The sequence below is a fragment of the Chryseobacterium indologenes genome (genome assembly GCF_001295265.1).
Lineage (GTDB): Bacteria > Bacteroidota > Bacteroidia > Flavobacteriales > Weeksellaceae > Chryseobacterium > Chryseobacterium indologenes_A.
Window position 1 is genome coordinate 69,038 of the sequence record NZ_LJOD01000016.1, and the last position, 15,163, is coordinate 84,200.

At 39.6% G+C, this 15,163-nt stretch carries 9 protein-coding genes; 5 read left to right on the plus strand and 4 right to left on the minus strand.

Annotated elements, in window-relative coordinates; translation table 11 throughout:
• Positions 1 to 9 precede the first annotated feature (9 nt).
• The 5 genes from AOB46_RS19055 (at position 10) to AOB46_RS19075 (ending at position 11,506) form a co-directional block, all read left to right on the plus strand.
• Positions 10 to 2,487: a zinc-dependent metalloprotease gene (locus tag AOB46_RS19055; protein WP_062702358.1), complete on the plus strand. Its 2,478-nt coding sequence runs from the start codon at positions 10 to 12 to the stop codon at positions 2,485 to 2,487.
• 4 nt (positions 2,488 to 2,491) lie between these two features.
• Positions 2,492 to 2,968, plus strand: coding sequence for a DUF6452 family protein (locus tag AOB46_RS19060; protein ID WP_062702360.1), 477 nt, complete (start codon positions 2,492 to 2,494; stop codon positions 2,966 to 2,968).
• Positions 2,934 to 3,593: a DUF6048 family protein gene (locus AOB46_RS19065; RefSeq protein ID WP_062702362.1), complete on the plus strand. Its 660-nt coding sequence runs from the start codon at positions 2,934 to 2,936 to the stop codon at positions 3,591 to 3,593. The genes AOB46_RS19060 and AOB46_RS19065 overlap by 35 nt, the downstream gene beginning before the upstream one ends.
• Before the next feature lie 323 nt (positions 3,594 to 3,916).
• Complete coding sequence (locus AOB46_RS19070) at positions 3,917 to 6,862, plus strand: reprolysin-like metallopeptidase (protein ID WP_062702364.1); 2,946 nt, start codon at positions 3,917 to 3,919, stop codon at positions 6,860 to 6,862.
• A 165-nt stretch (positions 6,863 to 7,027) separates the two neighbouring features.
• On the plus strand, positions 7,028 to 11,506 hold the full coding sequence (locus AOB46_RS19075) for a GEVED domain-containing protein (RefSeq protein ID WP_062702366.1): 4,479 nt from the start codon (positions 7,028 to 7,030) through the stop codon (positions 11,504 to 11,506).
• A gap of 394 nt (positions 11,507 to 11,900) precedes the next feature.
• Here the strand turns inward: AOB46_RS19075 and coaE are convergent, their stop codons facing one another.
• The 4 genes from coaE to ruvB are packed head-to-tail and all read right to left on the minus strand — an operon-like array spanning position 11,901 to position 15,114.
• Complete coding sequence (coaE, locus tag AOB46_RS19080) at positions 11,901 to 12,530, minus strand: dephospho-CoA kinase (RefSeq protein WP_062702367.1); 630 nt, start codon at positions 12,528 to 12,530, stop codon at positions 11,901 to 11,903.
• Positions 12,531 to 12,539: 9 nt separating this feature from the next.
• The gene (locus AOB46_RS19085) at positions 12,540 to 13,406 is read right to left on the minus strand and encodes an MBL fold metallo-hydrolase (RefSeq protein ID WP_062702369.1); all 867 of its coding nucleotides are present in this window, start codon (positions 13,404 to 13,406) and stop codon (positions 12,540 to 12,542) included.
• 14 nt (positions 13,407 to 13,420) lie between these two features.
• On the minus strand, positions 13,421 to 14,035 hold the full coding sequence (locus tag AOB46_RS19090) for an FMN-binding negative transcriptional regulator (RefSeq protein WP_062702371.1): 615 nt from the start codon (positions 14,033 to 14,035) through the stop codon (positions 13,421 to 13,423).
• A gap of 56 nt (positions 14,036 to 14,091) precedes the next feature.
• Positions 14,092 to 15,114 carry a Holliday junction branch migration DNA helicase RuvB gene (gene ruvB, locus AOB46_RS19095; RefSeq protein WP_062702373.1) on the minus strand — a complete coding sequence of 341 codons (1,023 nt, stop codon included), beginning with the start codon at positions 15,112 to 15,114 and terminating at the stop codon, positions 14,092 to 14,094.
• Between the last annotated feature and the right edge of the window lie 49 nt (positions 15,115 to 15,163).

The window sequence follows — 15,163 nt, forward strand, 5'->3', positions numbered from 1 at the left end:
AAATTTTAAATGAAAGAAGTGAAAAACCTTAGGAATACCGCATTCATTATACTGGCGCTGACATTAGGGCAGGGTGGATTGAAAGCACAAGAGAAAGATTCTGCTGCAGTAAAAACAGATACAGCCAAAGTAAAAAAAGATGATCCGAAAAAGAAACCGGCGATGAAATCCTATAAAGAGATCATTACCGATAAGGCAGTTTCAGATCAGGGTGTTTTCACCGTTCATAAAATTGAAGACAAATATTATTTTGAAATTCCTGATAAAATGTTGAAAAAGGAATTTCTTTTAGTGACCAGACTTACCAAAGCAGCAGCTGGAATGCGCTCGGGAACTACCGGTTATGCCGGAGACCAGATTGGTCAGCAGGTGGTTGCCTTTGAAAAAGGCCCTAAAGATAAAATCCTTCTGAGATCTATTTCGTATGTAGACTATGCAAAAGATTCTACATCAGATATGTATAATTCCGTGATCAGAAATAACGTACAGTCTATCATTAAATCTTTTGATGTAAAAACGTACGGTAATGATAAAAAATCTTCGGTAATTGAAGTAACAGATCTTCTGAATTCTGACAATGAAATGGTTTCTTTCTCCGTAAGAAATAAAGATGCATTTAAAGTAGGGGCATTTCAGAAAGATATGTCTTTTGTCAACTTCGTAAAATCATTCCCTGGAAATATTGAAGTCAATACCACTAAAACTTTTGCACGTACTTTAGGAAAACCGCTGCCGGGAACTCCGCCTGCCGATATCCCGAAAGTAAGCGGAAACTATACCGTAGAGATCAACTCATCATTTGTGCTTCTGCCGGAAAACAAAATGCAGGCACGTTATTTTGATCCAAGAGTAGGATATTTTGCAGTAGGCTATACAGACTTCGATTTAGACCCTCAGGGAGTAAAAAGAATCTCTCTGGTCAAAAGATGGAGACTGGAACCTAAACCTCAGGACCTTGAAAAATATAAAAGAGGAGAATTGGTAGAGCCTGCAAAGCCTATCGTATTCTATATAGATCCTGCAACACCTAAAAAATGGGTTCCTTATCTGATTCAGGGAGTGAATGACTGGCAAAAGGCTTTTGAAAAAGCTGGTTTTAAAAATGCAGTGTATGCAAAAGTTCCGGATCCTAAAACAGATTCAGAATGGAGTCTCGAAGATGCAAGGTTCTCTGCCATTGTTTATAAACCTTCAGACGTTCCGAACGCTTCAGGACCTTCAATTTCAGATCCGAGAACAGGAGAAATTCTGGAAAGTCATATCAACTGGTATCATAATGTAATGCTTCTGCTGAGAAACTGGTATTTTGTACAGGCAGCTCCTAATGATGAAAGAGCCCGAAAAGTAAAATTTGATGATAAGCTGATGGGAGAACTGATTCGTTTCGTTTCTTCTCATGAAGTAGGGCATACTTTAGGACTAAGGCATAATTTTGGCTCAAGTTCTACCGTGCCGGTTGAAAAGCTGAGAGATAAAAAATGGCTGGAAAAAAATGGGCACACCCCTTCCATTATGGATTATGCGAGATTCAATTATGTTGCACAGCCGGAAGATAATATCGGGGATTCCGGAATTATGCCGAGAATTGGTGACTATGACGACTGGGCCATTGAATGGGGATACAGAAGATTCTATCAGTATAACACTCCGGATGCAGAAAAAGAACATCTGAATAAATGGGTCATTAAAAACCTGAAGAATGAAAGGCTTTGGTTTGGTACAGAAAGCAATCCTTTAGATCCAAGATCGCAGAGTGAACAGGTTGGTGACAATGCCATGCTTGCCAGTACTTACGGAATTAAAAATCTGAAGAGAATTATAGATAACCTGGACAAATGGACGGCTACCCCGAATGAAGATTATGAAAACCTTGGAATGATGTATGATCAGGTTGTATCACAATTCAGAAGATATACGGGACATGTTTCAAAATATATTGGAGGCCAGATGGAAACTCCTAAAACAGCAGAACAGTCCGGAGCAGTGTATGAAGCTGTTGCTAAAAAAGATCAGCAGGAAGCCATGAGATTTTTAGAAGAAAATGTTTTTACAACACCGCAGTGGCTGATTAAAAAAGAGATATTTGAAAAAACAGGAAAGACACCGGTAAAAACAGTTGAAGAAATTCAGAATGGAGTTCTTACAAGAATTTTAAGCCCTTTTGTATTACAGAATATGTACCAGATGGAAGCGGTAGATCAGAATACCTATTCCGTGGTTAATCTACTGTCAGACCTTAATAATTCAATTATCAGAAAACAGAGTCCGGATGTATATGGAAGAAACCTGCAGCGAAATTATATAGACAGCCTGATTAAACTTGTTGATACAAAAGTTTCAGATAAATCTGATGTTGCCGCTATTGCAAGAGGAAATTTAAATACAATAAAAAAAGAGCTTTCAGTAAAAGCAGATCCTGATACAGTCAATAAGTACCACTATGAAGACCTTGTTTTCAGAATTGAAAAAGCATTAGATCCAAAATAACAATATGAAATACCTAAGATATCTTATAGTATTATGCGGCCTTTGTATGATCTGGTCATGCGGGGGAGACGATGACATATGCGAAAGCGGAGAGGGAACTCCCCGAATGAAAATAGGCTTCAAATCTAAAGCAACCGGTAAGATTATTCCCTTGGAAAATGTCTATGTTGCAGTAGACTATGGTTCCGGAAAAGTAGAATTGGGAAGACAACAGAATGTTGAGACCATACTTGCTCCCTTAAGAGTAGATGATAGCCCGTATACGGATATTTATCTCAGAAGGGAAGAAAAGGGAAAAGAATCTCAGATAAGAATCAGTTATACCACAAAAGCAACTTATGTATCTCCGGGGTGCGGTGTAAAAAAATCCTATGAGAATCTAAATGCAGAATTAATAACCGCTGATCCTGTCAATGGAACGGAAGTAGTACAAAATCAAATAGAGAATGAAGACAAGACTAATATTTACCTTCTTTTTTAGCCTGATCGGGATACTGACACTGGCTCAGGAAGAAAAAGAAGTGAAGAAAACCAAGTGGAAATACGAGCCTAATTTCATGGTAGGTCTTGATGCGCTGAATACAGGAGTATCTTTTTTTTCAGACCGTATGCTGTATCAGGGGTTTATCTCCTCCAGGATAAAAGAAAATATTCATGCCATTGCCGAAGCCGGTTTTGAAAAAAATGTCTATCAGAAAAATGGATATGATGCAAAGGCAAGCGGCCCTTTTGTAAAACTGGGAGCCTTTTATATGCTGGCAAAAGATCCGGAAAATGCATTCAATGGTTTCTATGCCGGAGGTAAAGCAGGAGGAGCCTTTTATAACCAGGAATATATGGCGATCCCGGTGCGTGGATTTGGCGGAAGTACTTCTTCTGTAGCATTTCCGTCCTCTTCCCAGTCTTCTTTCTGGCTGGAAGGAACATTGGGGGGCAGAGTTCAGCTGTTCGAATCTGATTTTTATATTGACGTCAATCTCCAGCCAAGATACCTTGTATATACCTCTAAGCAGGATAATATATCACCAATGATTATCCCCGGATTTGGCCGAAGCTCTTCCAAATTCAATATGGGTTTTGCATGGAACATAGCCTATAAGTTTTAAAATGAAAATGGTATAAAAAAACAGAACTCCGGAAGCACCGGAGTTTTGTTTTTTTTATGGATAGAGTGAAAGATATTGCGTTTTCCTGTGATAGAAATAAATTGGCATTTATGGTATTTTTTTGTCAATGTAATTGGGTATTTGTTTTAAAGTGTTGATTTTTTTTAATTTAAGTTGGATGTTGTTGTTTGTGTGTTTTTATAGGTTTGTTGTTGTTTTGTTTGTTAAAAAACGGTTATTTTGATGTTTAAATAGGATTTTAAGTTTTTTCGTTGAATATTTTTTATATTTTTGCTGGATATGAATTTGTTAAAAAGTAATTTATGAAAAAACTTATTACTACTTTATGTTTAAGTTTGATAGGAGGTACAGCCCTTGCGCAATGGTCTCCTGCCAGACCGGAAACAAAGGTCAGGTCAATTGATCTGAAGTCACCTACGGGAATGGTGAGGCAGAGTTTCAAACTGGATATCAATTTACTAAGGGAGCAGCTTAAAAATGCTCAGGAAATGGGAAAAGGGAGTAAGCCTGTGGTTATCTCCATTCCAACATTAAGCGGGAAAATAGAAAAATTTAATGTGTACAGTTTTCCGGTTTTTGTAAAATCTCTTGCGGACAGATATAATTTGGGTTCCTATGTGGGAGTTGGGATTGATGATCCGGGAAAATACCTGAGATTCTCATTGGCTCCGAATGATTTCCAGTCTATGATTATCAAAGGAGGAGAATATGAATTCATCGATCCGCAGAATGCAGATAAAACACTTTACGGAGTTCATCCTAAAACGGTAAACACGGAAGGTAAAAGTTTTGTATGTACTACATCGGAAAACCCAAATGAAGTTCATCAGATAGAACAGATGTTCAGATCCGGGCAGACTTTCAGCAACCAGCCGACAGATTTCTCCAGAAGTTCTGACAAGAAGTACCGTACAATGAGACTGGCTCTTTCGGCTACAGGAGAATATACTACTTTTCATGGAGGTACCAAGCAGTTGGCACTTCAGGCAATGAATGCTACAATGACAAGAGTAAATGCAGTATTTGAAAAAGATCTTGCGCTTCACTTAAATGTTCAGGATTTTGAGAATATTATTTTTACGGATGCAACTTCAGATCCTTATTCAAACAATTTAAATTTACAGCTGCAGCAGACGCTTACATCATTGGTAGGCAACGAAAACTATGATATAGGCCACGTATTTAATGCTGCCGGAAATAACGGAAATGCCGGATGTATCGGCTGCGTATGTATATCTCCGGTTTCCACTACAGACAGAGCAAAAGGGTCTGCCTTTACTCAGAGTACAAGCCCGGTAGGGGATAATTTTGATATTGATTTTGTAGCTCATGAGATGGGGCACCAGCTGGGAGCTAATCATACCTTTGCCCATACCCTGGAAAGTGCAGGAAAGAATGTTGAACCAGGCTCCGGAACCACTATTATGGGGTATGCAGGAATTACAGGTGCTAATACAGATGTTCAGCCTCATTCCGATCCGTTTTTTCATCATGTGAGCATTCAGCAGATTCAAACCAATCTTACCAACAAGCTATGTGATATAGAAACTCCGGTTACCAATAACCCTCCTGTTGTTGCTGCATTACCTACTTATAATATTCCTAAAGGAACAGCATTCGTATTAACAGCTTCTGCTACCGATCAGGAAAATGATGCGCTTACCTATATTTGGGAGCAGATTGATAATGCTGCGCTTGTTATTGATAAAAATAATCTCGGGAATACCACTTCAGGGGCTACATTCAGATCGCAGCCGGCCAGTACAAGCCCTACAAGATATTTCCCTAAATTATCTTCAGTACTTGCCGGAGTATTGGATAATTCAAACAACGGTTGGGAATCTGTTTCTAAAGTGGCAAGAACGACCAACTTTGCTGTAACTGTAAGAGATAATAATCCAAACCCGGCAGAACAGCAGACTAATTATGGTACACAAACCATTGTGGTAGGAAATGACGGACCATTTAAAGTGAATACTCAGTACGTATATCATAATTCACCAACTGCCGTTGAATGGGATGTGGCCAATACAACAGCTGCTCCATACAACTCTGCGAATGTTAAAATTGATTATACAACAGACAATGGAACATCATGGACTGTTCTTTCAAATTCAACAGCCAATGATGGTTCAGAAGTGTTTTCTTTCCCTTCCTCATTGAACGGCCAGACCATTAAATTGAGAATTTCCTCAATAGGTAATGTATTCTATGCTGTTAAAGCAATTAATGTCGTTACTTTAATTGCTTGTGATGGTACTGCGCCGGTTGGTATAAGTGTGAGTAATATTACTCCTAGCTCAGCTGCAGTAACATGGGCGCCTGTACCAACAGCTACGTATGTCGTGAGATATAAGAAGGTAAGTGAGACAACATGGCAAACAATCAATACAACTTCAAATACAGTAACGCTGCCAAACCTTGTTGATGGAACTGCATATGAAGTACAGGTTGCAACAGTCTGCTCTGGAACTACTGGAACCTATTCTGCACCTTCAGGATTTACAACACCAGGTCTTGTATATTGTAATGTACAATCCGGAAACGGAACAGATGACCACATCGCTAACATATCATTATCAAATATAACAAGCAACCCTTCTGGTCCTAGTGTGTATACCAATTATACTACGAATCCTGCATTGCAGATCAATTTGGTAGCAGGTACCCAATATACACTTTCTATTACAAAAGGATGGACAACCGGTGCTGTTCCTGAAATGGTAACTGCCTGGATCGACTTTAACAGAAACGGAAGCTTCGAAGATAGTGAAAGAGTTTTAATGGTTTCTAATGCAACAACCAATACACAGAACCCTGTTACTTCATCATTTACAGTTCCTGCCAATGCTGTTATAGGACAGGGATTAAGAATGAGAGCCAGTGTGTTCTATTACCAGACTCCAGGCTATGTAATTTCTACTGCTCCATGCGGTACTGTAGGTTTATACGGAGAAGTTGAAGACTACAACGTAGTGGTAACTTCACCAAATTTAGGAACAAGTGACATTAAAAAAGCCAATGACGGAATCCAGATCTATCCTAATCCGGTAAGTGATATTCTTAACGTAACAAAAGTTTCGGATAAAGCAGCATATAAAATTTATAATGCAGCCGGCCAGCTTGTAAGTGATGGAAATATCAACAGCGGAAAGATCAATGTTTCCTCTTTAATTAAAGGCGGATATGTGATCACAATAGATGATAATGGAAAAGAGCAATTCCGATCTAAATTTATCAAAAAGTAACTGATTCGCTTGAAATAACGTTAATCCCCGGTAAATCCGGGGATTTTTTATTTTATGATGTAAAAACAAATATTATGAAAATTTTACAAAAAAAATACTTGTTCCTGTGAGATTAGTAATGAAAAATGATTAGATTTGTATGATTAATATAATAATGAGAACATTATGAAGAAACTCTTTACTTCTTTAATACTTCTTCTGTGTTTGATAAACATTGGCTTTGTATCAGAGCTCTATGGTCAGACACCCGCGACATTACCCTATAGCCAGGACTTTACGGCAGGTAATGATTTCACAATTCTGAATGGTACCCAGGTTAACAAATGGGTACACGGTAACGTAGTCGGAAATCCCGGAAACTCCCTTTTCATTTCTAATGATGATGGAGCTAGTAATGTTTATGACAACGGTACCAAAAGTGTTACTTTTGCCTATAGGGATATTACCATTCCTGCAGGATCTGTTATTGGTAACTTTTCGTTTGACTGGAAAGCTAACGGAGAATCCACCTATGATTATTTAAGAGTATGGCTGGTTCCTACCACATATACTCTTACCCCGGGAACGGCAATTACTACCGGAACCGGAAGAACACTGGTAAGTGGTGGACGTTTTGAACTTCAGTCAACCTGGCAAACTTATTCTACCAGCAACTTAGCTATTAATACATTTGCTGGTGGTACTATGCGTCTTGTATTTGAATGGGTTAATGATACTTCAGATGGATCAAATCCTCCGGCATCTATTGATAATATCTCACTCTCAGTACCTTCGTGTCTCTTCCCTATATCATTGGCAGTTCCTACAGTAGGCGCTAATTCTGCAAGCCTTTCATGGGCTCCTCAGGGAACAGCTCCGGCTAATGGTTATGAATATTATTATAGTACAACCAATACACCTCCTGCAGCGGGTGTATCAGGTACTCCTTTTGCTGGTACTACGGTTAACCTTCCTGGATTAACTACTGGTGCCACATATTACTGGTGGGTAAGATCAGTTTGTTCCGGTACAGATAAAAGTGCCTGGGCAGCTGGTCCTTCATTCATGACCGGACAAATCGGGCAAGGAAACCTTACTGGGGTATTACCGGATTATTCATATTATGGATACAACTACTCCCAGCAGATTTATACTGCAGCTGAAGTAACGGCTGCCGGTACCAACAGCTATATTACAGCTATTAAATTCTATGTAGCAACAACTTCAACCCCTCAAACCAACTATAATGACTGGACGGTTTATATGGGGAATACCACTCAGAATAACTTTGCCACTACAACAAGCTGGGTGCCTTTGGCTAATTTAAAACAGGTATATACGGGAACTCTACCTACTATGAATGAGGGGACCTGGGTGACCATACCTCTGAGCAACCCGTTTGTTTGGGATGGAACAAGTAACATTGTCATCGCTGTAGATGAAAACTCTCCGGGCTATACCTCATCTCCGGGTGCTACCTGGGGGAATTATGCTGCCGGAACCAACAGAGGTATTCTTTTCTACGAAGATAGTACCAACCCGGATCCTGCTGCTCCGCCAACAGCAACCAGCAGATATGCTAATATCCCGAAACTGGTATTGGTAAGTGAAGCTCTTCAGCCGTGTTCTGCTGCGCCGCCTGCCAATATTGCGGTAACTGGTATTACACCTACTTCAGCTAATGTAAGCTGGACACCTACCCTTGGGGCAACATACGTTCTGCAATACAGAGTAGCACCTAATGGTCCTTGGACACAGGTTCAGATAAATACGCCTCTCACATCAAGCTGGCCTCTTACCGGTCTTTTAGAACAGACACAGTATGAAGTTCAGATCGCAACAAAATGTAATGGCAGCCAGGGAGCATTCTCTCCAGGTGTGTTTTTCACAACTCCTCCTATTACATATTGTGCTGCTGCTTCTACAAGTGCCACCATTGATGGATACATCAGTAAAGTTGTAGTAAATCCAACAGGAGGAATACCAGTGACAAGTAATTCTGGTTTCAGTAACTATACAGATTATACAACAGATCCTGCAAGACTTATTACTTTATCAAGAGGATTAAATAATAATACCATTTCAATTACCAAAGCATGGCCGGATTACCAATGGTCTTTTGCAACCGGGGTATGGATTGACTTTAACAGAAACGGAGTATTTGAGCCTTCTGAAAAGGTTTTAACTTCAGGAAGCAATACAACTTCTCCGGTTACCGCTACCTTCTATGTGCCAACTGTAGCAGAAGGTGCTTATGGTGGTGCCCTTACTACCCGTATGCGTGTAGCCCTTAGAGAAAGTACTGCACCGGCTGCCTGTGGTACATTTACTTATGGTGAAGTAGAAGACTATGCTGTAAAACTGGTTGACCAGCCGGCATGTACTAATGCCCCACCTACCAATATTACAGTAACAAACCTTACTGCAAACACAGCTACGGTATATTGGACAGCCGCAGCTAATGCTACCTATTCACTTAGATATAGAGTAGTAGGAGGAGGATGGATTGCAACAATAAACCCTGTCCCTGCTCCAGGAAATAGCTATACCATTACTGGCCTGCTAGAACAGACTAAATATGAAGTACAGATAGCTACCAAATGTGGTACTGCTGCTCTGGGAGCATATTCTGCTTCAGTAGAATTTACTACACCGCCATTATCATACTGTGATATGACAGGTACAGGAACTAACGACCACATTTCAAATGTAACTGTTACTTCTATTAACCCTGGTGTGCCGGTAATGAGTAATACTTCTGTACAGACCAATTATTTCAGCTACACAACACCGGAAACTCTGATCACTCTTGACGCAGGTTCTGTCGGTAATAAAATTTCTGTAGCTAAAGGCTGGACAGCAGCAACCAACAGTGATGCTGTTACAGCTTGGATCGATTTCAACAGAAACGGACAGTTTGAAACAGGTGAACGTATCCTTATTGCACCATCAAATACGAATACTCCTGTTACAGGAACTTTCAATGTTCCGAATGATGCTTATGTAGGACAGTATACTACAACAATGAGAGTGGTGCTGAAGCGTGGAAGCGCACCAACCATGTGCCAGAATGCGGCCAACGGAGAAGTAGAAGACTATGCGGTAAGAATCAGACCGTGTACAACAACTACTCCGAACCAGCCTAACATTACACCTACACACAACTCTGCAACAATTAACTTTACAGGTCCTGCAACTACTGTTACATACCTTGTAAGATACAGAACTCAGGGACCTCCTCCGGGAGCCTGGACAGAAGTATATGCTTCTACTGTTCTGAATAACGTTCCGCTTGTTATCACAGGATTGGCAAATGCTACAACTTATGAAGTTCAGATCGCTGCAGTTTGCGGTGGAGTAACTGGAAACTTTACACCAATAAAGACATTCACAACAAGATGTGATCCTACTCCTCCGAATGTTACGGTAAGCAATATTACTTCCAACTCTGCCCTTATTACCTGGGCACCGGTAGTAGCAAGCTCAACGTACGTTTTTGAATGGAGAAAAGTTGGAACAACAACCTGGACTCAGATTACAGGTATTGTACCTCCTACCAACACCTACCAGCTGAACAATCTGGATCCTTATACTACTTATGAAGTAAGAGTGGCGAACAAGTGTAATGGAGAATCAGGAATCAATCCATATTCTAATCCAAAAGTATTTACAACAGAGAGAATTTGTGAACTTCCTCCTCCGGGATTAACAATTACACAGCTTACTCCTACAAGTGCTGAAGTGGTATGGGAAGGATTCACTGGAGCAACCTATATCCTTAGATACAGAAAAGTGGGAATTCCGAGCTGGACAACAGTTACAACAATCAATCCTACTTATACAATCACAGGATTAACTGAACTTACGAGATATGAAATGCAGGTAGTGAATGTATGTAATGGTACCCCTGGAACTTATACTCCTCCGTACTATTTCACAACACCAACAGTAATCTACTGCCAGATGGGAGCAGAAAGCTCTACAGGAGAACATATTTCTAAAGTTACCGTAAAACCTAACGGAAGACCTGAAATGAAGAATGAATCCGGAGCATCAAGCTACACTGATTATACAGGAGTTCCGGGTGCTTTCATTGAACTTGTTCAGGGATCTACAGGAAACGAGATTTCAATTGAGAAAAAATGGACAGGTACCAACCATGATGAAGGTATCGCTGTTTGGATTGACTTCAACAGAAACGGATACTTTGATATTGATGAAAGAGTATTCACTTCACCACCGAATACAACAAGTCCTGTATCAGGAACATTCAGTGTACCAGCTGATGCATTCGTGAGCACATCTACTCATAAATATGTAGTAATGAGAGTCGCAATGGCAAGAGATGGTGTTCCTGTAAACTGTGTGAATATGAAGAACGGAGAAGTGGAAGACTATTCTGTAAGAATTGCAAAACAAGGTGTTCCTAATTCATTGAACCAAGATGATATCATGATTTATCCAAACCCTGTAAGCTCAGTATTGTATGTGAAAAATATCAGCAAAAAAGCAAAATATAAGATCTACAATGCAGCAGGACAGGTGATCGCAGATGGTATTCTGTTAAACAATCAGATCAATGTAAGCAGACTCATCAACGGAGTATATGTAATTGATATTGATGACAACGGTAAAACCGTACAAAAGAAATTTATCAAAGAATAATCAATAAATTTCAAATATAAAGAGCCCTCAGTAATGAGGGCTTTTTTATGGCTTTATGGTTATTAAAATGAAATATGAAGTCCTTCCTCCGGATGTAATGGGAAACCTGCAAATCAGGGCCAATTTGGGGGACATAGGCTGAAACAGGAGAGATGATCATTCAAAGTATTTTTTGCTGAATAATAAGAGACGGATGATCAGTGAACTAATGCGGTTGTTTTTTTAGACAGTTTGATTTTACAGAGGCATCCGATACATATAACTAAAAGTAACTCCCATCTTCCTCCTTAATCCTGATTTCATTATCCCGAACTTAGATTAAAAAAATAAGCTCTCAGAAATGAGAGCTTATTTTTTATGGTTTTCAATCCTGTAATAATTAACAGGAACATATTTATTCAATAGAAAAAATGATCTTTTCAGTCTGTTCTTTAAGATCTTCCAGATTGGTATTGTTGTAGATGATACAGTCAGCCAGTCTTATTTTATCTTTTTCAGGCATCTGTTTCTCCATAACAGCTTCTACTTCGCGGTAGGTTTTGCCATCACGGTCCATTACCCTTTTAATTCTGATATTATCTTCTGCCGTTACTAAAAGAGACTTATAGCATTGTCTGTTAAGTTTTAATTCAAACAAAAGAGCTGTTTCTTTAAAAACCAGATACTTGGTCTGTTTTTTTACCCACTCTTCAAAATCAATTCTTACCGCAGGATGAATGATCTCGTTTAGCTGCTGGAGCAGATCTTTATTGTTGAATACTTTTCCGGCTACAAATTTGCGATCATAAAGACCATTCTTATCATAGGCATCTTCTCCTAACAATTCTTTGATCCTTATTTTTAAATCTTCACTGTCGTTGACGATACTTTTGGCTCTGTCATCCGAATAATAGACAGGAAATCCAAATTCTTCAATAAAACGGGCAACCGTCGTCTTTCCGGAGCCTATTCCTCCGGTGAGACCAATGACTTTGGGTGATGGTTCCGGTTCTGCTTTCGGTGTTTCTGAATGTAATTCTTCCATGATTAAAAATTAATATCCAAAAACATCATTAAAGCTATAGGTTTCATCAAGCCTTACCCCTTTTTCTGTCATTTTAAGGCTGGCCAGCTCATGATGAGCATCATGCTCAAAGAACAGTAAATATTCATTATCAATACACTGTTTCAGAAATTTTCCTTTCTCTTCAAGGGTCAGAAGAGGTCTGGTATCATAGCCCATTACATACACCTGGTTTATATGTCCTGCAGTAGGAATAAGATCCGCAGCAAAGACAATTGTTTTTTCCTGATACTGGATTACGGGAAGCATTTGTTTTTCGGTATGTCCGTCTACAAAAATCACGTCCATTTTCAGGTCAGGAGCAAATCCGTAATTTCCTGTGGCGGGAAGCGGTAAAAAATTAAGCTGTCCGCTTTCCTGCATCGGAATAATATTTTCTTTCAGAAAGCTGGCTTTTTCCCTTGCATTAGGTTCTGTAGCCCATTTCCAGTGGTTTTCATTAGTCCAGAACTGAGCATTTTTAAAGGCAGGTCTGTATCCCGTTCTGTCGTCGTTCCATTCAATAGCGCCTCCACAGTGGTCAAAATGAAGGTGGGTAAGGAAAACATCTGTAATATCTTCTCTTATGAAACCGAATTTTTTTAAATTCTTATCAAGGGTATCATCACCCCAGAGCGAGTAATGGCCGAAGAATTTATCATCCTGTTTATTGCCCAGACCGCAGTCTATCAGGATCAGTTTTTTCCCGTCTTCAACAAGCAGCGAGCGGGTTCCCAGCTCAATCAGGTTTCTTTCGTCTGCAGGATTCGTTTTTTCCCACAGACTCTTTGGGACGACGCCAAACATGGCACCGCCATCCAGTTTAAATTTTCCACATTGTATTGGATATAGCTTCATATATATTTTGATTATTATTTCTTTATTAATTTCATTTTTTCGGCAATCTTTGCTGCATAAATATCAGAAGAATTTTCAAGATGTGAAATGATACTTTGAAAATCGTCTTCTTTTCTGTTCTGCGAAAGCTTCTGCTTGATGAATATTTCCGTGGGAATAATCTTCAGTCCGGAAGCTCCCTTCATTTCCTTTTCCACAAATTCCTGCCCCATATCTTTAACTATCATCGGACACTGCTGAAATTTTTCATATTTGGAAGTCAGTTTTTCAAGATGCAGATAAAGCTCTTCAGAATTCATTACCTGTACTTTTCCATAAATCTGTACCGCTTCATAGTTCCATGTTGAAACATTGATATGATTATACCAGCTGCTCGAAATATAAGTATGAGCTCCTAAAAAATCACACAGCACTTCATCACCATCCTTTAAAGTTTTCGCCTGAGGATTCGCTTTGGAAATATGAGTTTCAATATAAACATTTTCAGGATCATTTTCGTTAAGCATCATCATAGAATGGGTTGCTCTTATTTTATCAACAGAGGAAATCAGTAAAGCAAAAGAGTTTTCGCGGATAATTGCTCTCATCACATCAAGATCTTCACTTCTGTATAATTTAGGAATAAACATAGACTAATAACTTCTCATTAACTTTAAACTCTGACCAGTAAACCTAAAACCGTGAATCAGAAAAGCTCTCCCGGATTCTTAGGTCTCGAAATATTTAAATGCTTATACGCTTTTTCAGTAACTTCTCTTCCTCTTGGAGTTCTGATGATAAAGCCCTCCTGAATCAGGAATGGTTCATACACTTCTTCTACGGTTTCTGGATTTTCCCCGATAGAAGTGGCCAGGGCAGAAATTCCAACAGGCTTCCCTTTGAAATTTTCAATCATGACACGCATAATTTTGTTATCCATTTCGTCCAGACCGAACTCATCCACATTAAGAGAATCCAGAGCATATTTTGTAATGTTGATTTCAATTTCCCCGTTTCCTTTTATTTCAGCAAAATCACGTACCCTTCTCAGTAATGCATTGGCAATTCTCGGAGTTCCGCGGCTTCTTCTGGCTATTTCTATTGCTGCATCCTCATAAATGATGCTGCCTAAAACCCTTGAGCTTCTTTGAATAATCATAGATAAAAGCTCTACAGAATAGTATTCCAGCCTGCTTTGAATACCGAATCTGGCCAGCATTGGCTTAGTCAGCATTCCGCTTCGGGTAGTAGCACCCACCAGCGTGAAAGGATTCAGCCCGATCTGTACGCTGCGTGCATTTGGGCCGGTTTCCAGCATAATATCAATTTTGTAATCCTCCATGGCAGAATAAAGATATTCTTCCACTACCGGAGAAAGACGGTGAATTTCATCAATAAAAAGAACATCATTTTCCTCCAGATTGGTCAGCAGTCCTGCCAGGCTTCCCGGTTTATCCAGTACAGGACCGGAAGTGATCTTGCAGTTTACCCCAAGTTCATTGGCAATAATATTCGCTAAAGTGGTTTTACCCAGACCCGGAGGACCGTGAAGAAGAACATGGTCGAGAGCGCCGCCACGTCTTTTGGCTGCCGATACAAAAACTTCAAGGTTTTCCAACGTTTTTCTCTGTCCCGCAAAGTCTTTAAAACTCTGGGGGCGGATCTGCTCCTCCTGCATTAGCTCTTCGTGCGAGTAGTTTTCTTTATCTGGATGTAAAAAATCTGGCATTAATTCATTTCATTTACCTCAAAGATAGGAAATTTAGAATAAGGTTGAA